General features: G+C 64.7%; 17 protein-coding genes. 2 read left to right on the top strand and 15 right to left on the bottom strand.

Annotated elements, in window-relative coordinates:
• Positions 1-12: 12 nt before the first annotated feature.
• Genes LB538_RS20775 through uxaC form a run of 5 tightly spaced genes read right to left on the bottom strand, consistent with a single transcriptional unit; the run spans position 13 to position 5,086 of the window.
• Positions 13-786 carry a FadR/GntR family transcriptional regulator gene (locus LB538_RS20775; RefSeq protein WP_140723430.1) on the bottom strand — a complete coding sequence of 258 codons (774 nt, stop codon included), beginning with the start codon at positions 784-786 and terminating at the stop codon, positions 13-15.
• An 11-nt stretch (positions 787-797) separates the two neighbouring features.
• Positions 798-2,078 carry a TRAP transporter large permease gene (locus LB538_RS20770; RefSeq protein WP_224528278.1) on the bottom strand — a complete coding sequence of 427 codons (1,281 nt, stop codon included), beginning with the start codon at positions 2,076-2,078 and terminating at the stop codon, positions 798-800.
• A gap of 3 nt (positions 2,079-2,081) precedes the next feature.
• A complete protein-coding gene (locus tag LB538_RS20765; protein ID WP_224528280.1) occupies positions 2,082-2,672 on the bottom strand; it encodes a TRAP transporter small permease in 591 nt (196 codons plus the stop codon).
• Positions 2,669-3,646, bottom strand: a complete 978-nt coding sequence (locus LB538_RS20760) for a TRAP transporter substrate-binding protein (RefSeq protein ID WP_140546131.1) — start codon at positions 3,644-3,646, stop codon at positions 2,669-2,671. The genes LB538_RS20765 and LB538_RS20760 overlap by 4 nt, the downstream gene beginning before the upstream one ends.
• A gap of 36 nt (positions 3,647-3,682) precedes the next feature.
• Complete coding sequence (uxaC, locus tag LB538_RS20755) at positions 3,683-5,086, bottom strand: glucuronate isomerase (protein ID WP_224528283.1); 1,404 nt, start codon at positions 5,084-5,086, stop codon at positions 3,683-3,685.
• Between the two features lie 164 nt (positions 5,087-5,250).
• Between uxaC and LB538_RS20750 the strand changes: the two genes are divergently transcribed.
• On the top strand, positions 5,251-6,762 hold the full coding sequence (locus LB538_RS20750) for a mannitol dehydrogenase family protein (protein WP_224528285.1): 1,512 nt from the start codon (positions 5,251-5,253) through the stop codon (positions 6,760-6,762).
• Between the two features lie 193 nt (positions 6,763-6,955).
• Here LB538_RS20750 and LB538_RS20745 read toward each other — a convergent pair whose 3' ends face one another.
• From LB538_RS20745 to LB538_RS20710, 8 genes are all read right to left on the bottom strand, one after another.
• The gene (locus LB538_RS20745; RefSeq protein ID WP_095769727.1) at positions 6,956-7,363 is read right to left on the bottom strand and encodes a F0F1 ATP synthase subunit epsilon; all 408 of its coding nucleotides are present in this window, start codon (positions 7,361-7,363) and stop codon (positions 6,956-6,958) included.
• A gap of 109 nt (positions 7,364-7,472) precedes the next feature.
• Positions 7,473-9,050 (bottom strand): F0F1 ATP synthase subunit beta, encoded by a 1,578-nt coding sequence (gene atpD, locus LB538_RS20740; protein WP_095769728.1) that lies wholly within the window; start codon positions 9,048-9,050, stop codon positions 7,473-7,475.
• A gap of 65 nt (positions 9,051-9,115) precedes the next feature.
• The gene (locus LB538_RS20735; protein WP_224528287.1) at positions 9,116-10,000 is read right to left on the bottom strand and encodes a F0F1 ATP synthase subunit gamma; all 885 of its coding nucleotides are present in this window, start codon (positions 9,998-10,000) and stop codon (positions 9,116-9,118) included.
• A 29-nt stretch (positions 10,001-10,029) separates the two neighbouring features.
• A complete protein-coding gene (atpA, locus tag LB538_RS20730) occupies positions 10,030-11,559 on the bottom strand; it encodes a F0F1 ATP synthase subunit alpha (RefSeq protein WP_140546138.1) in 1,530 nt (509 codons plus the stop codon).
• Positions 11,559-12,119, bottom strand: a complete 561-nt coding sequence (locus LB538_RS20725) for a F0F1 ATP synthase subunit delta (protein ID WP_224528289.1) — start codon at positions 12,117-12,119, stop codon at positions 11,559-11,561. Before LB538_RS20725 ends, atpA begins: the two co-directional genes overlap by 1 nt.
• 235 nt (positions 12,120-12,354) lie before the next feature.
• Positions 12,355-12,750: a DUF4345 family protein gene (locus LB538_RS20720; protein WP_140546140.1), complete on the bottom strand. Its 396-nt coding sequence runs from the start codon at positions 12,748-12,750 to the stop codon at positions 12,355-12,357.
• A gap of 95 nt (positions 12,751-12,845) precedes the next feature.
• Positions 12,846-13,541 carry an aspartate/glutamate racemase family protein gene (locus LB538_RS20715; protein WP_224528291.1) on the bottom strand — a complete coding sequence of 232 codons (696 nt, stop codon included), beginning with the start codon at positions 13,539-13,541 and terminating at the stop codon, positions 12,846-12,848.
• A gap of 33 nt (positions 13,542-13,574) precedes the next feature.
• The gene (locus LB538_RS20710; RefSeq protein ID WP_224528294.1) at positions 13,575-15,758 is read right to left on the bottom strand and encodes a primosomal protein N'; all 2,184 of its coding nucleotides are present in this window, start codon (positions 15,756-15,758) and stop codon (positions 13,575-13,577) included.
• Between the two features lie 90 nt (positions 15,759-15,848).
• Between LB538_RS20710 and fsa the strand changes: the two genes are divergently transcribed.
• On the top strand, positions 15,849-16,505 hold the full coding sequence (fsa, locus tag LB538_RS20705) for a fructose-6-phosphate aldolase (protein WP_224517043.1): 657 nt from the start codon (positions 15,849-15,851) through the stop codon (positions 16,503-16,505).
• Positions 16,506-16,893: 388 nt separating this feature from the next.
• On the opposite strand, the gene lptE is transcribed toward fsa, so the two are convergent.
• Both lptE and leuS read right to left on the bottom strand, forming a co-directional pair.
• Complete coding sequence (gene lptE, locus LB538_RS20700; protein ID WP_140841843.1) at positions 16,894-17,475, bottom strand: LPS assembly lipoprotein LptE; 582 nt, start codon at positions 17,473-17,475, stop codon at positions 16,894-16,896.
• Positions 17,462-20,089, bottom strand: a complete 2,628-nt coding sequence (leuS, locus tag LB538_RS20695; protein ID WP_224528298.1) for a leucine--tRNA ligase — start codon at positions 20,087-20,089, stop codon at positions 17,462-17,464. Before leuS ends, lptE begins: the two co-directional genes overlap by 14 nt.
• Positions 20,090-20,292 lie beyond the last annotated feature (203 nt).

Raw genomic sequence — 20,292 nt, 5'->3', positions numbered from 1 at the left:
CTTGTCTGATGGTCACTCGGTCGATGCGGCTTTCAGCGAATTTGCATAATAGGCCTGTCTGGCCTGCAGCCGCTCGCGGTAGCGCTGCTGGCTGCGGGTCAGATGCGTGCGCATCGCCTCGCGCGCGGCCTCGGCATCGCCTGCCGAGATCGCATTGAGGATGACGAGATGCTCGCGCTGCAGGCCGCGCTGGTACTCGTCCGACTGGACGAGCTCTGTCGACCAGGGCGAGGTCACGTCGCAGGGAATGGCGCGGCGTCCCAGCACATCGAGCATCTCGACATAGAACGGGTTGTTGGTGGCGCTGGCGATCGCGCGGTGGAAGGCGAGGTCGGCCGGGCCGGTCGGCTGGCTGGCGAGCAGCAGCCGCTCGAACTCGAAGAAGGCCTCCTGGATCGCGGCCTCCTGGGCGGCGTTGCGGCGGATGGCGGCCAGGCCCGCCGATTCGATCTCGATCGCGAGACGGACCTCGAGCACGTTGAGCGCGACCGAATCCTTGGCTCCCATGTCGGCGGCCAGAACGCCGAAGCTCGTCGAGATGTGCTCGCTGACGAAGACGCCGGCGCCTTGCCGCGCTTCGACCAGGCCATCGGCGGCAAGCTTGGCCAGCGCCTCGCGGATGACCGTGCGGCTGACGCCGAAAGTCTCCGTCAGCTGGCCTTCGGTTGGCAGCTTCTGTCCGGGAGGAATCTCGCCCGCCAAGAGCTGCTTGCGGATCGCCGCGACCACAGTCTCCGATAGTTTCGGCTTCCGTTCGACCCTGAGGTCGGCAACTGTTTGAGACACGTGGTGCCCTCCTAGTGAAACAGGCTCGGCAGCCACAATGAGATTTCCGGTATGTAGGTGACAAGCATCAGCACCATGAAGGCCGCTCCATAGAACGGCCAGATCGAGCGCATTGCCGTCCAGATGGGAATGCGGCCGATGGCGCAACTGACGAACAGCACCGCGCCGACCGGCGGCGTGCAGAGGCCGATGCCGAGATTGAGGATCAGGATGACGCCGAAATGCACGGGATCGACGCCATAGGCCATCACCACCGGCAGGAAGATGGGCGTGGTGATGATGATGAGCGGCGACATATCCATGAATGTGCCGAGGATGAGCAGGACGACATTGATCAGGAGCAGTATGACCAGCTTGTTGTCGGACACGGACTGCAAAAACGCGACAAGCGCTGCCGGAACCCGGAGATAGGCCAGCAGCCAGCCGAAGGCCGCGGCGCAGCCGATGATCATCAGCACCATCGCTGTCGTGCGCACCGCGGCCGTGGTCGCGGTGACGAAATCGTTCCAGCTCATCGACCGGTAGATGATCAACGTCACCAGGAAAGCATAGACGATGGCAATGCAGGAGCTTTCGGTGGCGGTGAAGACACCGGAGCGCACGCCGCCAAAGATGATGCCGATCAGGATCAGCCCGGGAATGGCGGCGACAAGCAGCTGCAAGGCCCGGCCGAAACCGGCAAAAGGTTCCGTCGGATAGCCGCGCCGGCTTGCCACCAGATAGGCGGTGACCATCAGCGACAGGGCCAGCAGCAGCCCCGGCAGAACCCCGGCGGTGAAAAGATCCGCTATCGAGATGCGGCCGCCGGCCGAGATCGAATAGATGATCATGTTGTGCGACGGCGGGATCAGCAGCGCGATGATGGCGCCGACGGAGGTGATGTTGACGGCATAGTCGACGCCGTAGCCGCGCGCCTTCATCTGCGGGATCATCAGCCCGCCGACCGCTGAGGCATCGGCCACCGCCGAACCGGAAATTCCACCGAACATGGTCGACGCGGCAATGTTGACTTGTCCCAGACCGCCGCGCAGGTGGCCGACCAGGGACCCGGCCAATGCCACCAGGCGGGCGGCGATGCCGCCGCGAACCATAAGGTCGCCGGCGAAGATGAAGAACGGGATGGCCATCAGCGAAAAGACGCTGATGCCGGAATTGAGCCGCTGGAACACGACGACGGGTGGCAGGCCGATTGTGAGGATCGTCGCGAAGCTGGCGACGCCGAGGCAGAACGCGATCGGCGTGCCGATAACCAGCAGGAAGACGAAAGTGCCGAAAAGCACGATCAGCGCCATGGTTCAGAGCTCCTCGCCGGTTGTGTAGATGTCGGCATCGACTGGCAGCCCGGCAAAGCGCCCCGCCAGCCGCTCGAGTGAAAACAGGCAGACCAGCGCGCCCCCCATGATGACCGGCAGGAAGCTGACGCCGCCGGGCAAGGCGAGCGACGGCATCACCGTGTTCCAGGTCAACCTGGCGAGCTGCACGCCATAGACGATCATGCCGGCGCCAAAGGCCAGCACGACGAGATCGGAAATGCTGCGCAGCACCGCCTTGGCCGAGGCAGGCAAGACATAGAGCAGCACGTCGAAGCCAAGATGCGTGCGCTCGCGCACGCCGACGGCGGCGCCCAGGAAGATGAACCAGCCCATCAGCAGCACGGATGAGGACTCGGTCCAGCTCGGCGAACGGTTCAGCATGTAGCGCGAGAAGACCTGCCAAAAGATGATGACGGTCATCAGCGTCAACCCGGTGCCGCTGACCCACAAGGCCAGCCGCGCAAGCCCAGAAAGGGCCCGTTCCACCCGCAGCCAGAACCCTTTCGTACCCGACCGGCTGGGTGGCAGCACGGAAGCCTCCGTGCCACCGGGCCTGTTGCCGATCCCGGTCATTTCGTCGCCTGGATACGGGCGGCGAGGTCCTTGAGCTCGGGCGTCGACAGATATTTGTCGTAGACCGGCTTCATGGCGTCGATCAGCGGCTGCTTGTCGATCTCGCTGATCTTGACGCCGGCCTTCTCGACGATGTCGCGCGACTTCTTCTCCTGCGCGTCCCATAGCTCGCGCATCTTGACGACGCTGTCCTTGGCCGCCTGGCGCACGATCGCCTGGTCTTCCGGCGCCAGCTTGTCCCAGCTTGCCTTCGACATCACCAGCACCTCCGGCACGATCTGGTGCTGATCCAGCGTGTAGTGCTTGGCGACCTCGTAATGCTTGGCGGATTCGAAGCTCGGCCAGTTGTTCTCGGCGCCGTCGATGACGCCGGTTTGCAGCGCCGAATAGACCTCGCCATAGGCCATCGGCGTGGCGTTGGCGCCGAGCGCATTGACCATGTCGACGAACACGTCCGACTGGATGACGCGGAACTTCATGCCCTTCATGTCTGCCATCGAGGCGATGTCCTTCTTGGTGTTGTAGAAGGAGCGCGCGCCGGAATCGTAGAAGGCGAGTCCGACAAGGTCATGCGCCTCGAACGCCTTCAGGATCTGGTCGCCGATCGGCCCGTCCATGACATGGCGCATATGCTCGACCGAGCGGAAGATGTAGGGCAACGACGGCACGGCGGTTTCCGGCACGATGCCGTTGAATGGCCCCATGGAGACGCGATCGAGGTCGATGACGCCGGCCTGGGTCTGCTCGATCGTATCCTTTTCCTCGCCGAGCTGCGCCGAATGATAGACCTCGATCGAATAGCGCCCGTTGGTGCGCTGCTTGATCAGCTCGCCCATGTATTTGACCGCCTCGACTGTCGGATAGCCGTCCGGATGGGTGTCCGAAGAGCGCAGGACGGTTTCGGCCTGCGCGGCTCCGATCATCAAGGATCCGATGGCGAATGTCGCCGCCAGCAATCTCGAAATACGCAACATGTCTTTCCTCCCTTCAAAAATCACGAATATTCCGGCTCAGAGTCGGTACGCCTTCTTGGCAAGCGAGTAGGCAAGCTCCCGCGCCAGCTCATGCGCCTCCTCCTCCCGGAGGCGATGCTCGGCGACCAGCCGCGCCAGAAAGGCGCAGTCGACACGCCGCGCGACGTCGTGGCGCGCCGGGATCGACGGGAAGGCGCGCGTGTCGTCGTTGAAGCCGACGGTGTTGTAGAAGCCCGCCGTCTCCGTGGTCATCTCGCGGAAGCGGCGCATGCCTTCCGGGCTGTCGTGGAACCACCAGGCCGGCCCGAGCTTGAGCGCCGGATAGACGCCGGCGAGCGGCGCCAGCTCGCGCGCATAGCTCGTCTCGTCGAGCGTGAACAGGATGATCGTGAGGTCGCGCTCCAGCCCGACGCAATCGAGCAGCGGCTTCAGCGCCGACACATAATCGGTCCGCGTCGGGATATCGAAGCCCTTGTCGCGGCCGAATTTCCGGAAAATGGAAGGCGAATGATTGCGCCATGATCCAGGATGGATCTGCATCGCCAGGCCGTCGTCACGGCTCATCTTGGCCATCTCAGTCAGCATCTGGGCTCGGAACAGTTTTCGCTCGCGCTCATCCTCGGAGCCGCGCCGGATGCGGTTGAACAGCTCCTGCGCCGCCGCGTCGGAGAGATTGGCGGTCTCGGCCGTCGGATGGCCGTGATCGGATGAGGTCGCGCCGAACTCCTTGAAAAAGGCGCGGCGCTTTCGATGCGCCTCGAGATAGCCGGACCAGCTGCCGGTGTTGCATCCGGTGATATCGCCGAGCCTATCCAGATTGGCCGCGAAGCCCTCGAAATCGGGATCGACGACGGCGTCCGGCCGATACGCGGTGACGACGCGGCCCTTCCAGCCGCTGTCGCGGATCGTCCGGTGCCATTTGAGGTCGTCGAGCGCGCCTTCGGTCGTCGCGATCACCTCGATGTTGAAGCGTTCGAACAGCGCGCGCGGCCGATAGTCGTCGCGTTGCAGCAGCGCGGCGATCGTGTCGTAGATGCGGTCGGCGCTGGCTGCGGTAAGCGGCTCCCCGATGCCGAACAGATGCTCGAACGCATGATCGAGCCACAGCCGTGTGGGCGTGCCGCGGAAGAGATAATAATGCTCGGCGAAGCGCCGCCAGATCGCCCGGCCGTCGGTTTCGACGGGTGCGCCGTCGAGCGTCGGGACGCCGAGTTCCTCCAGCCGCACGCCTTGGCTGAACAGCATGCGGAAAATGTAATGGTCCGGCACGATCAAGAGCTGCGCCGGGTCGGAAAACGGTTCGTTGAGCGCGTACCAGCGCGGTTCGGTGTGGCCGTGCGGACTGACGATCGGCAGGTCCTTCACACTCGCGTAGAGGGCGCGCGCCAATGATCGCGTTTCCGGCGCGAACAGCAGGTCCGGATCGGTCAATACGGCCACGCAGCTCCTCCCAGGCTTCGCTATTGGTAGATCGGCCAGAGATAATGTCAACATACAAATATTATGCAGTTGTATGATGACTTTCGAAAGGAACGTGGCCATTGTGCACGGCGACAGCGGGTGTTAGGTCGCTGCCGTCGTTTTCCGATCGGAGACAAGCTTCCATGAACGGCCGTCTGTCCAACGCCACCCTTGCGGAGCTGCAGGCCGAAGTTCTGGTGCCTCGCTATGACCGCAAGTCCGTCGCGCCCGGCATCGTCCATCTTGGCGTCGGCGCCTTTCACCGTGCCCATCAGGCCGCCTATGTCGATGCCTGTCTGGCGGATGGCGAGAGCGATTGGGGTATCATCGGCGTCTCCCTGCGCAGCCCCGACACGCGCGATGCGCTGGCGCCGCAGGACGGGCTCTACACGCTGGCAATCCGCGACAGCGCCGGCGAGCAGCTGCAGGTGATCGGCTCGATCCAGTCCTTGCTCGTCGCCCCGGAGGACCCCGGCGCGGTGCTCGCCGCGCTCACCGATCCTCGCACCCGCATCGTCACGCTCACCATCACCGAGAAGGCCTATCTCAGGGCAGCCGACGGCACGCTCGACAGCGCGCACCCCGAAATTGTCCACGACCTCGCCAACCCCGGATCGCCGAAGACGGCGCATGGATTTCTCGCCGGGTCGCTCGCGCGCCGCCGCGCCGCCGGCACGCCGCCCTTCACGGTGCTCTGCTGCGACAATCTGCCGGCCAACGGCGCGACGCTGCATCGGTTGTTGGTCGAGTTCGCGAAATTGCGCGACGCCCAGACAGGCTCCGGCGACCGGCCGTTGGCAGGCCATATCGCCGATGAAGTGGCCTTCCCGTCCTCAATGGTCGATCGCATCGTGCCGGCGACCACGGACGCCGATCGCGCCCGCATCGCTGGCGAACTCGGCATCGATGACGCGTGGCCGGTGATGACCGAGCCGTTCCGGCAATGGGTGATCGAGGACCGCTTTCCCGCCGGGCGGCCGGCCTGGGAGAAATTCGGCGTCACCATGGTCGAGGATGTCGGCCCCTTCGAGGACATGAAGCTGCGGCTGCTCAACGGCGCGCATTCGGGCATCGCCTATCTCGGCCTGCTCAGCGGCCACGCCACCGTCGACCGCGCCTTTGCCGATCCGTCGATTCGGCAGTTCGTCGATTGGCTCTGGGCCGAGGCCATTCCAACCCTGCCGCAGCAGGCCGGGCTCGACACAGGCGCCTATACGGCCGAGCTCGCCGAGCGCTTTTCCAACACGGCGCTCGCCCACCGCACTGCGCAGATCGCCAATGACGGCAGCCAGAAGCTGCCGCAACGCATCGTCGCCTCCGCCCTCGCCCGGCTGGAGGCCGGCTTGCTGCCGGAACATCTGTCGCTGGTTGTCGCCGCTTGGATCGCCGCCTGCGCCGCGCGCGGTAGCAGCTTGCCTGAGGGCCATTTCACCGACCCGCTCGATGCTGCCCTTAACGAGCTGTTCGGCCGCAATCTGCCGACGGCAGAAATGACGGCGGCGGTGTTCGATCTCGCAGGATTTGCCAAGGGTCACCCGGAACGGCGGAAATTGATCGAATTTGTCGCCACACATCTCGTCCATTTAAAGCAGGGCGGTTCGCAGCTGGCTCTCGCCGCGCTCGGCATCGGCAACAAGAGTGGAACGGTTGGATAGCGTTTGTGCCCGGCATGGCTCGACGGTGCGCCGGGACGGATTCACTGTTTGCCGACCGACCCGTTCACTACCTGCAGCGCGGGCATGATCGACCCCACTCGCATTCGGGACTGTTTCGCAAACGGAAAGCACCAACAAAAAAAGGCGGGGCAAGCAAGCCCCACCTTTCTCAATCGCTTATCGGCAGCCGAAATTACGCCGGCAGCAGCGCGCCTTCCAGCGTGGTGAGCTGGCTGAGGAACTGCTCCGCCTTGCTGCGGCTCTCGTCGTCCTTTGCGTCGGCCGCGTCTTCCTTGGCCTCCTGGATGCGACGAGCAAGATCGGCGCGATCGATGTCGTTCACATGCGTCGCCGATTCGGCAAGAAGCGTGCAGCCGGAAGGCAGGATGTCGGCGAAACCGCCGAACACGACGAAGCGCTCTTCCTTGCCGCCCGCGGTCTTTATCGTGACGACGCCGGGCTTGATGGTCGTCATGACCGGCGCGTGCTGCGCCATCACCGTCATCTCGCCTTCGGCACCGGGTATCACGACGGACTCGACCTGCTCGGAAACGAGCAGCCGCTCCGGCGAGACCAGTTCGAACTTGAAAGCTTCAGCCATGTAAACCTTAGCAGGTAGGGAATAGTGAGTAGTCAGTAGTGAAGGGACGCAACGGCCCGGATCACACCGCTATTCTCTACTCACTACTCACTACTCCCTATTCGCTTTCTTATGCCGCTTCAGCCGCGAGGCGCTGCGCCTTCTCGACCGCCTCGTCGATGCCGCCGACCATGTAGAAGGCGGCTTCCGGCAGGTGGTCGTAGTCGCCGGCGCAAAGGCCCTTGAAGCCCTTGATGGTGTCGGCAAGGTCGACCAGCTTGCCCGGCGATCCCGTGAACACTTCCGCGACGAAGAACGGCTGCGACAGGAAGCGCTCGATCTTGCGGGCGCGGGCAACCGTCTGCTTGTCCTCTTCCGAAAGCTCGTCCATGCCAAGGATGGCGATGATGTCCTGCAGCGACTTGTAGCGCTGCAGGATCGACTGCACCTGGCGGGCAACCTGATAGTGCTCCTCGCCGACGACCATCGGGTCGAGCATGCGCGAGGTGGAATCCAGCGGATCGACGGCCGGATAGATGCCCTTTTCCGAGATCGCGCGGTTGAGCACGGTCGTGGCGTCGAGGTGGGCGAAGGAGGTCGCCGGCGCCGGGTCGGTCAAGTCGTCGGCCGGCACGTAAATCGCCTGCACCGAGGTGATCGAGCCCTTGGTCGTGGTCGTGATGCGCTCCTGCAGCGCACCCATGTCGGTCGCCAGCGTCGGCTGGTAGCCCACGGCGGAAGGAATGCGGCCGAGCAGCGCCGACACTTCCGAGCCCGCTTGCGTGAAGCGGAAGATGTTGTCGACGAAGAACAGCACGTCCTGGCCCTGGTCGCGGAAATATTCGGCGACGGTGAGGCCGGTCAGGCCGACGCGGGCGCGTGCGCCCGGCGGTTCGTTCATCTGGCCGTAGACGAGCGCGGCCTTGGAGCCGGCACCGCCGCCCTTCTTGTTGACGCCCGATTCGATGAACTCATGATAGAGGTCGTTGCCTTCGCGGGTGCGCTCGCCGACGCCGGCGAACACCGAGAAGCCGCCATGCGCCTTGGCGACGTTGTTGATCAGTTCCTGGATCAGCACGGTCTTGCCGACGCCGGCGCCGCCGAACAGGCCGATCTTGCCGCCGCGGGCATAAGGCGCCAGGAGGTCGAGAACCTTGATGCCGGTGACCAGGATCTGCGCTTCCGTCGACTGGTCGACATAGGCCGGAGCCGGCTGGTGGATGGCGCGCATTTCGACGCCGTCGACCGGGCCTTCCTCGTCGACCGGCTCGCCGATGACGTTGATGATGCGGCCGAGCATGCCGGGACCTACCGGAACCGAGATCGGCGCGCCGGTGTCATAGACCTCCTGGCCGCGGACCAGGCCTTCGGTCGAGTCCATGGCGATGCAGCGCACGGTGTTCTCGCCGAGATGCTGGGCCACCTCGAGCACCAGGCGGTTGCCGACATTGTCGGTTTCCAGCGCGTTCAGAATGGCCGGCAGGTGATCCTCGAACTGCACGTCGACGACGGCGCCGATGACCTGGCGGACCTTGCCGGCGGCGCCGACGCGCTTGGCCGCAACGCTGGCTGCGGAAGCCGCGGCCTTGGCCGGAGCGGCCGCCTTCTTCGCCGGAGCGGCGGCCTTCTCGGCGGCTGCCGGGGCCTTCGCCGCCTTGGGGGCCGGTGCCGCCTTGGCGGCGGTCTTCGGGGTAGCTGCTTTCGCCATCGTCTTTGCCCTTTTCGTCTATCCGTTGTTCACGCCGCTCGCCGGGTGTCCCGCGCGGGGCGTGATTAGAGCGCCTCGGCGCCCGAAATGATCTCGATCAGTTCCTTGGTGATCTGCGCCTGCCGCTGGCGGTTGTAGGTGATCGACAGCTTGTTGATCATGTCGCCGGCGTTGCGCGTCGCATTGTCCATCGCGCTCATCTTGGCGCCCATCTCGCCGGCCGCGTTTTCCAGCAGCGCGCGAAAGATCTGCACGGCGATGTTGCGCGGAATGAGGTCGGAGAGGATCTCGCCCGGCTCCGGTTCGTATTCGTAGACGGCATTGCCGCCACTGGTCGCCTCGGGAGCGGTCGACCCGGCGGCCGCCGGGATGATCTGCTGCGCCGTCGGGATCTGGCTGATCACCGACTTGAACTGCGAATAAAACAGCGTGCAGATGTCGAAGCCGCCATCGTTGAAGAGATGGATGACCTTGCGCGCGATCGCATCGGCATTGGCGAAGCCGAGAGTCTTCACCTCGCGCAGGTCGACACGCTCCAGGATCATCGAAGCGTAGTCGCGGCGCAGAATGTCATAGCCCTTCTTGCCGACGCAGATGATCTTCACCTGCTTGCCGTCGGCCAGCAGCCTGCGGATGTGGTCGCGGGCGAGGCGCGCGATCTGCGAGTTGAAGCCGCCGCACAGGCCGCGCTCGGCCGTGCAGACGATGAGCAGATGCACGTCGTCCCTGCCGGTGCCCGTCATCAGCGCCGGAGCATCGCCGCCGCCGCCGATCGCCTGGGTGATGTTGGCCAGGACCGCGCCCATGCGCTCGGAATAGGGTCTGGCTGCTTCCGCCGCTTCCTGTGCGCGACGCAGCTTCGCCGCGGCGACCATCTGCATCGCCTTGGTGATCTTCTGCGTCGCCTTGACCGAGGCGATACGGTTACGAAGGTCTTTTAACGAAGCCATGCTTCAAACCTGATCCCGTCCAGCTTCGTTCAAGCGAAGGTCTTGGCGAAGGCGTCGATCTCGGCCTTGAGCTTGGCGCGCAAATCGTCCGACAGCGCCTTCTCCTTGCGGATGCCGTCGAGCACGTCCTTGCCGGCCGAGCGCATATGGCTGAGCAGCCCATGCTCGAACTTGCCGACCTGGTTCAGCGGCAGCTTGTCGAGATAGCCGTTGACGCCGGCGAAGATCACCGCGACCTGTTCCTCGACCTTGAGCGGCGAGAATTGCGGCTGCTTGAGCAGCTCGGTCAGGCGCGAACCGCGATTGAGCAGACGCTGCGTTGCCGCGTCGAGATCGGAGCCGAACTGCGCGAAGGCAGCCATTTCGCGATACTGCGCGAGCTCGCCCTTGATGGAGCCGGCGACCTGCTTCATCGCCTTGATCTGCGCCGAGGAGCCGACCCGCGACACCGACAGACCGACGTTCACCGCCGGACGGATGCCCTGGAAGAACAGGTTGGTTTCGAGGAAGATCTGGCCGTCGGTGATCGAGATCACGTTGGTCGGGATGTAGGCCGACACGTCGTTGGCCTGCGTCTCGATGATCGGCAGCGCGGTCAGCGACCCGTTGCCGTTGTCGTCATTGAGCTTGGCGGCACGCTCGAGCAGGCGCGAGTGCAGGTAGAAGACGTCGCCCGGATAGGCTTCGCGGCCCGGCGGGCGGCGCAGCAGGAGCGACATCTGGCGGTACGCGACGGCCTGCTTCGACAGATCGTCGTAGCTGATCAGCGCATGCATGCCGTTGTCGCGGAAATATTCGCCCATGGTGCAGGCGGTGAACGGCGCCAGGAACTGCATCGGCGCCGGATCGGACGCGGTGGCGGCGACGATGATCGAATATTCGAGCGCGCCGCGCTCTTCCAGCACCTTGACGAACTGCGCGACGGTCGAGCGCTTCTGGCCGACGGCGACGTAGACGCAGTAGAGCTTTTCCTTCTCGGGGCCGTTGTCGTGCACCGACTTCTGGTTCAGCATCGTGTCGAGGATGATGGCGGTCTTGCCGGTCTGGCGATCGCCGATGACCAGCTCGCGCTGGCCGCGGCCGACCGGGATCAGCGCATCGATGGCCTTGAGGCCGGTCGACATCGGCTCATGCACCGACTTGCGCGGGATGATGCCGGGCGCCTTGACGTCGACACGCTTGCGTTCGGTCGCCTTGATCGGGCCCTTGCCGTCGATCGGATTGCCCAGCGCGTCGACGACGCGGCCGAGCAGGCCCATGCCGACAGGCGCGTCGACGATGGCGCCCGTGCGCTTGACGGTGTCGCCTTCCTTGATGTCGCGGTCGGCACCGAAGATGACGACGCCGACATTGTCGGCTTCGAGGTTCAGCGCCATGCCGCGGATGCCGCCCGGGAATTCGACCATCTCGCCGGCCTGGACGTTATCGAGGCCGTAGACGCGGGCGATGCCGTCACCGACGGACAGAACCTGGCCGACTTCGGAGACCTCGGCCTCCCTGCCGAAATTCTTGATCTGGTCTTTCAGAATTGCGGAAATTTCCGCGGCGCGGATGTCCATCAGCCGACCTCTTTCAGTGCAAGCTTGAGCGAATTGAGTTTGGTTTTGAGCGACGTATCGATCTGGCGCGAGCCCATCTTGACGATCAGGCCGCCGAGCAGTGACGGATCGACGGTCATGGTAATGGCTACGTCCTTGCCGGCGATGCCCTTCAGCGTCGCCTGGAGTTCAGCCTGCTGCGCCGCCGTCAGCGCATGCGCCGAGGTGACCTCGGCCGATGCCTCGCCGCGATGGTCGGCTGCGATCTGGCGAAATGCCTTGATCATGCCGGGTACCGCGAACAGGCGGCGGTTCTTGGCGACGACGCGCAGGAAATTGCCCACCAGGCCGGTGATCTGGGCCTTGTCGGCGATGGCGGCGACGGCCCTTGCCTGGTCCTCGCCGGAAAACACCGGGCTGTTGATCAGCCGCGCGAGATCGTCGCTGCTGTTGAGCATTGCCTCGAAGCTGGCCAGGTCGGCCTCGACCTTGGCGACTGAATTGTCCTGTAGCGCTAGCTCGAACAGCGAGCCTGCATAGCGTTCGGCGACAGCTGAGATTGGCGATGACGATTGGGCCACGGACCGTCTTTTCTCTTGTCTGACAGGCCGCAGATTGTTGGCGCGAGCGAGAACTCTGGCTAAATCTTTGACCTTACTGCATTTTTCCAAGCACGGAGGCGCGGCTTCCGCTATCCCCGGTCGAAAGTCGATTGCCGTCTAGCACAGGCTTTTTAAGACCGCAATGCATCGTCCGGCATGGTTTTCAGGCACTTTTGTCGCATCAGGCGGCTGGCGCCGATCCCAAGCGCCGGATTCACGGTACAAAGCCGAAGGCAAAGGCCAGCGGCAGCGCCGCCAGCGCCAATTCAACCACGATCGACACCCAGTTGAAAGGGGTGTTGGCGCCGTCCGACATCATCGACAGAAGCCGGCCGAAGGCGGTGAACAGCCAAGAGAAGCCCAGCGCCATGTAAAGCAGCGGCTGCGCCAGAAGAATGCAGCACAGGCTGACGCCGAGATAAAAGCCCGACATGCGGCCGCGTCCCTCGGCGATCGCCGCCGCTTTCTCGGGCCTCGGCTGCAGGCGCAGCGCGCGAAACGCAAGCCCGGGCGCCAGGAACAGGAATAGGCCGAGCGCCAAGGTCACGACGGCGCTCGACCAAGCCAGCCACTCACCCTGGCTGGCGGGCCACGGAAACGCGAAGTCCATAAAATCCCCCTCTTATTTCTTGTTCTGAAACAGCGGCATTCTAGCCAGGGAATGAAGGCGCGCCAGAGGACGGCGGGCACATTAGGTACAGCGCATCAGGCGAGCGCGAAATCGACCGCGGCCGCGGCATGGATGCGCGTCGTGTCGAAGACCGGAATGTCGAAATCGCCCTGGCCGATCAACATGGTGATCTCGGTGCATCCCATGATGACGCCGTCCACCCGGTCGGTGCGCCGCATCCGGCCGATCTCGTCGAGATAGGCGGATTTCGATTCGGACCGGACGATGCCCTGGCAGAGCTCGTCATAGATCACCCGATGCACCATGTCGCGGCCGCCCTGGTCGGGCACGATCGGCTGCAGCCCGTATTTCTCCGCGAGCCGTCCCTTGTAGAAATCCTGTTCCATGGTGAAGCGTGTCGCCAGCAGCGCCGGCCGCTTCACTCTGGCATCGAGGACAGCCTGCGCCGTGGCGTCGGCGATATGGATGAGCGGGATCGATATGGCCGCCTGCACCGTGTCGGCGAGCTTGTGCATGGTGTTGGTACAGATCACCAAGCCCTCGGCCCCGCCCGCCTCCAGCTTGCGCGCGGCTTCCACCAGAAGAGCGCCGGCGCCTTCCCAGTCGCCGGCATGCTGGCGTTCGGCGATCTCGGCGAAATCGAACGACCACAGCAACAGCTTGGCCGAATGCAGCCCGCCCAGCTGCTCGCGCACGATCTCGTTGAGCAGGCGGTAATAGATCGCCGTCGATTCCCAACTCATGCCGCCGATCAGGCCGAGGGTTTTCACAAGCGACCACTCCGTTGGGGCTGTCTCTCCCGGTTATAAGAAGCTCTGCGGGTCGATGTCGACCTGCACCCTGACCGAGCCGCGCAGCTTCGGTCCATTCGCCAACATGGCCCGAATAAAGCCTTGCATGTCGGCGCGGCGTTCGCCTTGCACCAACAGCCGGAAGCGGTGGCGGCCGCCGATCAGCGACAAGGGCGCCTCGGCCGGGCCGAGCACGAAGAGGTCGGTAGCCTGCGGCGCCGCGCGCCTTACCCCCCGCGCATGGCTTTCCGCCTCGCCGCGTGTCGCGGCGCTGACGATGATGCCGGCGAGCCGGCCGAAGGGCGGCAGCGCCGCCCGTTCGCGCTCGGCGATCTCGCGCTCGTAAAACGCTTCCGAATCGCCGGAGACGATTGCCCGCATCACCGGATGGTCCGGCTGGTAGGTCTGCAGGAGGCCGAGGCTCTTCTTGCCGGTGCGGCCGGCGCGCCCCGTCACCTGGCTGAGCAGTTGGAAGGTGCGCTCGGCGGCGCGCGGATCGCCATTGGCCAATCCCAGATCCGCATCGACCACGCCGACCAGCGTCATGCCGGGAAAATTATGACCCTTGGCGACCAGCTGCGTGCCAATGACGATATCGGCCTCGCCACTGGCGACGGCCTCGAGCTCGAGCCTGAGCCGGCGCACGCCGCCCAGAAGATCGGACGACAGCACGATGGTGCGGGCATCGGGAAAATGCCCGACCACTTCCTCGGCGATGCGCTCGACGCCTGGGCCGCATGCCACCAGATGGTCGAGCGTGCCGCATTCCGGACAGGCTTCGGGCCGCCGCTCATTGTGGCCGCAATGATGGCAGACGAGCTGGCCGCGAAAGCGATGCTCGACCAGCCAGGCCGAGCAGACCGGGCAGCCGAATCGATGGCCGCAGACGCGGCAGAGCGTCAGCGGCGCATAGCCGCGCCGGTTGAGGAAAAGCAGCGACTGCTCTTGTCTCTCCAGAGTGCGCTGCATCTGCTCCAGGAGGACAGGCGACAGGAAGCCGCCCCGCGCCGGCGGCGCGCGTCGCATATCGATCGACTTCAGGTCGGGGAGCGCCGCCTCGGCAAAACGGGCCGACAGCACCGCGCGATGATAGCGGCCCTGGCTGGCGTTGACCCGGCTTTCAACCGAGGGCGTCGCCGAGGCGAGCACGACCGGGAAGCCGCCGATATGGCCGCGCACCACGGCCATGTCGCGCGCATTGTAGAAGACGCGGTCTTCCTGCTTGTAGGCGGGATCGTGCTCCTCGTCGACGACGATCAGGCCGAGTTCCTTGAACGGCAGGAACAGCGCCGAGCGCGCGCCGGCGACGACGCGCACGCCGCCCTCGGCCACCTGACGCCAGACGCGTTCGCGCATCCGCGGCGGCAGGTCGGAATGCCATTCCGCCGGCTTGGCGCCGAACCGGTCCTGGAAACGTTCCAGGAAGGCGTGCGTCAGCGCGATTTCCGGCAACAGGATCAGCACCTGTCTGCCCTTGTCGAGCGCCGCTGCCACCGCTTCGAAATAGACTTCCGTCTTGCCGGAGCCGGTGACGCCGTCGAGCAGCGTGACGTTGAAAGCGTCGGCGGCGACCGCGGCGCGCAGCTTGTCCGCCGCCGCTTTCTGGTCAGGCATCAATTCCGGCACGGCATAAGAAGGATCGGGCGCCGCCACCACCGGACGCGGCGGGATCATCACCGTCTCGAACACGCCCTGTGCCCGCAACCCGTCGATGACGGTCGAGGAGACGCCCGCGGCATGTGCCAGCCCCGAGCGCGTCCAGGCAAGCCCGCCTTCGGCCGTCTCGAGCACGCGCCGCCGCGCGTCGGTCATCCGGTCGGGCCCGGCCAGCGTGCGCTGCAGCCCTTCGATCCACGGCTCGGGGTCGAAAGCCTCGGGCGCGCGCAGCAGCATACGGGCCACCATGCCGGGGGCAGAGAGCGTGTATTGCGCGATCCAGTCGACGAAGCGGCGCATCGCCCTGTCGATCGGCGGGCAGTCGAACACCTCCTCGATCGGCCGCAATTTCTTCGTATCGACGGTTTCGACGGCGCCGTCCCAGACGATGCCCGCGACCTGGCGCGGCCCGAGCGGCACGCGCACGATCGAGCCCGGCACCACGCGCATGCCAGGCGGCACGGCATAGGTGTAGGGCCGCTCGGCCGGCATCGGCACCAGCACGGGCGCGGCTGCGACAAAGGGCGAATCTTCCATCATCAGGCGTGACCTTGCCCTGACTTTGGTCTAGATCAAAGGGGACCCTCGCATCTGCCTGGCTGGCGCCCGGCAATCCCCAAGGAGACCGCCATGAAATTTTTTGTCGACACCGCTGACATCAAGGAAATCAAGGAGCTCAACGATCTGGGGCTGCTCGACGGAGTCACCACCAACCCCTCGCTGATCCTGAAATCGGGTGGTAAGATTTCCGAAGTCACCAAGCAGATCTGCGACATCGTCGAAGGCCCGGTCTCGGCCGAGGTCGTGGCGACCGAATACAAGGACATGATGGCCGAGGCCGAGGTGTTGGCCAAGATCGCGCCGAACGTGGCCATCAAGGTGCCGCTGACGCTGGACGGCCTCAAGGCCTGCAAGACCATCCGCACCGAAATGAACCGCATGGTCAACGTGACGCTCTGCTTCTCCGCCAACCAGGCGTTGCTCGCCGCCAAGGCCGGCGCCTCCTTCATCTCGCCTTTCGTCGGCCGCATCGACGACACCGGCTCGGACGGCATGGAGCTGATCTCGGAAATCCGCACCATCTACGACAATTACGATTTCAAGACCGAGATCCTGACCGCCTCGGTGCGCACGGTGAACCACGTCAAGCAAGCCGCGCTGATCGGCGCCGATATCGTCACCGCGCCGCCGGCGACGCTGAAGGCGCTGGTCAATCACCCGCTGACCGACAAAGGCCTCGCCGCCTTTCTCGCCGACTGGGCCAAAACCGGCCAGAAGATCGGCTGAGGCCGGAGCAATTCCAGGAAAAGTGTGTAACGATTTTCCGTCCGGGAATTGCGCAAGGCAAAAAGCAACTGAGTAGGAAAGAAGGCCGGGCACCGGCCTTTTTTCGCGGCAAAGTGCCTATGCCTTGCCAGGTCACCTGCCTTGGCGATTGGCCGGAACGCCCATCGCGATCGTCATCCACGGGCGGAGCAAGGAGCGAAGCGACGCGCGCAGACCCGAGGATCCACTCCGTGACATACGAGCGTCGCAACGGTGCAGAATTCTGCTCCGCCGCACCTTCAGGCCGAGGTAACGGAATGGATCCTAGGGTCTGCGCGACGCCGCTTCGCGGCTGCTCCGCCCTAGGACGACGAAGTTCGGAAGGCTTCAGCCAATCTCCGGCGAGGAACTAGGCCTTTTTGCCGTGCCTGGCCAAATCCTGGGCGATGGAAAGCCGCAGCAGGTCGGCCAACTCACGCGCAGCGCGGTTCTCCGCATCGATCTGCGCACGATAGGCCGCGAATTCCTGGCGCGGCCGGTCGAAGGACGAGGGGATCGAGCGCTTGCCGACGGCAATCACCGTGTTGGTCGCGGTGTCCCTGAGCACGTAGTTGGCGGTCAGCGTGACCGTGCCCGCCGTCGGCTCGTCCTCCTGGGTCTGCACCTGCACGATGGCCGCTGATTCGACGAGCTCGGTGACGCCGAGATCGAGCGTGTAGGCCGGCGAGGCCGGCTCGCCCGAGCCCTGCCCGAAGGCGAAGATCAGATTGTTGCGCACCTGCTGCGCGTAGCGGGTGTTGACCGGCTTGATCGAGATCGAGCCGAGCTCGGCGGATGCGCTGAGCTGCGATCCGGGCGACAGCGGCTGGCTGGAATAGAGCGGCCGCACGGTGCAGGCCGAAACCAGCGCAAGCGCGGCGACCATGCCGCAGACCGCCAGGCGGCCGCGCAGGCGGACCGGTTGTGACTTCACCGGATCAGGCAACGACATTGACGATCCTCTGCGGGATGATGATCACCTTGCGCGGAGCCTTACCTTCCAGTGCTTTTTGCACGAAGTCGAGAGCCAGCACCGCTTTTTCGACGGCACCTTGATCCGCGTCGCGCGCAATTGTCAAATCCCCGCGCTTCTTGCCGTTGACCTGCACCGGCAGCACGATCTCGTTGTCGACCACCAGCGCCGGATCGTAGACCGGCCAAGGCCGCTCGGCGACCATCTCCGTGCCGCCCAGCGCCTGCCAGCATTCCTCCGCCAGATGCGGCATGACCGGGGCGATGATGTGCACCAGGATTTCCACCGCCTCGCGGCAGGCGCCCTTCAGCGCGGGGTCGGCCTTGCCCTCGGCAACGTCGTTGAGCGGTGCAGCCAGCACATTGGCGAGCTCATAGATGCGGGCGATCGCGCGATTGAAGCCGAGCTTCTCGATGTCCTCGCCAACCGCTTTCAGGATCTTGTGCGCGGCCTTGGAAATCACGCCCGCCTCGCCATCTTTCGCCGCCGCGGGCTTGATGCCGGGCAGAGATTCGGCCGCTATCTGCACCAGGCGCCAGATGCGCTGCACGAAGCGGTGCGCGCCGGCCGCACCCTCGTCGGTCCATTCGACGTCGCGCTCCGGCGGCGAGTCCGACAGCATGAACCAGCGTGCCGTGTCGGCGCCGTAGCCGTCGGTGATCTCTTCCGGGCTCACCGTGTTCTTCTTGGACTTCGACATCTTCTCCAGCGCGCCGATCGTCGCCTCCTCGCCGGTGGCGATCTCGACGGCGCGGCGCTTGCCGCCGACGTCCTCGATCCTGACCTCGCCCGGCGACAGCCAGCGTCCGTTGTTGGACGGGCCGCCGACGCGGTAGGTCTCGTGCACCACCATGCCCTGCGTGAACAGCCCCTTGAACGGCTCTGCCAGATTGAGGTGACCGGTCTCGCGCATGGCGCGGGTGAAGAAGCGCGAATAGAGCAGATGCAGGATCGCGTGCTCGATGCCGCCGATATACTGGTCTACCGCCAGCCATTCGTCGGCCGCTTTCGGCTCGGTCGGTTCGTTTGCCCAGGGCGCGGTGAAGCGCGCGAAATACCAGGACGAATCGACGAAGGTGTCCATCGTGTCGGTCTCGCGCCGCGCATCGCGGCCGCATTGCGGGCATTTCACATGCCGCCAGGTCGGATGACGGTCGAGCGGGTTGCCCGGGCGGTCGAACTCGATGTCGTCGGGCAGCTTGACCGGCAGGTCGGCCTTCGGCACCGGCACGACGCCGCAGGCCTCGCAATGGATCATCGGGATCGGGCAGCCCCAATAGCGCTGGCGCGAAATGCCCCAGTCGCGCAGGCGGAAATTCACCTTGCGCTCCGCCATCGGCCGGCCGCCGATGCTTTTCTGCTCCAGGAGCTTCGCCACTTCATCGAAAGCCCTCTCGGGCTTCATGCCGTCTAAGAAGCGCGAATTGATCATCACGCCGTCGCCGTCATAGGCCTCCTCGATGATCTGGAAGCTCCCTTGGGTTTCGCCTTCCGGCATCACCACCGGAATCACGGGCAGGCCGTATTTGTTGGCGAAGTCGAGGTCGCGCTGGTCGCCCGACGGGCAGCCGAAAATGGCGCCGGTGCCGTATTCCATCAGCACGAAATTGGCGACATAGACCGGCAGCGTCCAATTCTCGTCGAACGGGTGGACGACGCGGATGCCGGTGTCGAAGCCCTTCTTTTCGGCCGTCTCGAGCGCCGCCACCGAGGTGCCCATGTGGCGGACCTCGTCGATGAACTTCGCCAGCTCGACATTGCTCTCGGCGGCTTTTCTCGCCAGCGGATGGTCGGCGGCGACCGCCATGAAGGAGGCGCCGAAGATGGTGTCCGGCCTTGTCGTGTAGACTTCCAGCTCATGCATATCGCCGACGGGCTTTGCCAGCGGCCAGCGGATCAGCAGCCCTTCCGAGCGGCCGATCCAGTTGTGCTGCATCAGCTTGACCTTTTCCGGCCACTCTTCGAGTCCGTTGAGCGAGTCCAGCAGATCTTGTGCGAAGTCGGTGATCTTGAAGAACCACTGCGTCAGCTCGCGCTGCTCGACCAGCGCGCCCGAGCGCCAGCCGCGGCCGTCGATGACCTGCTCGTTGGCGAGCACCGTCATGTCCTCCGGGTCCCAGTTGACCTTGGAGGATTTGCGCGTCACCAGCCCCTTCTCGACGAAGTCGAGGAACAGCATCTGCTGGCGGTGGTAATAGTCGACGTCGCAGGTCGCGAACTCGCGCGCCCAGTCGAGCGACAGGCCCATCATCTTGAGCTGCTCGCGCATGACCGCGATGTTTTCGTAGGTCCAGTCCTTGGGGTGGACCTTATTCTGCATGGCGGCGTTTTCGGCCGGCATGCCGAACGCGTCCCAGCCCATCGGATGCAGCACGTTGAAACCCTTGGCGCGTTTGTAGCGCGCCACCACGTCGCCCATCGTGTAGTTGCGGGTGTGGCCGATATGGATCTTGCCCGATGGATAGGGGAACATCTCGAGCACGTAGTATTTCGGCTTCGGATCGTCGTTGCGGGCCTCGAACAGCTTCTTTTCGGCCCAGGCCTTCTGCCATTTGGGCTCTGACGTGCGCGGATTGTATCGTTCGGTTGCCATCGGATGTTTTTCACTTAAAAAGCAGGTGCGCGGTGCTGGATTAAGGCGTGTCGATATTCAGGTCAGGCCGAGCCGAAAATGGCGGGTTCCGAGAACCGGAGCGAAGCGTACTTAAGTACGTGAGCACCGGAAGCGCAGGAAACCGGCATTTGCAGGCCGGCATCACCTGAATATCGACACGCCTGGGCCGGCAGCCGAGACAA

This window comes from Mesorhizobium sp. Ca11, assembly GCF_020165275.1.
Taxonomy (GTDB): domain Bacteria; phylum Pseudomonadota; class Alphaproteobacteria; order Rhizobiales; family Rhizobiaceae; genus Mesorhizobium.
Note: the sequence above shows the minus strand (reverse complement) of the source record. Positions and strands in the feature narration are given on the sequence as shown.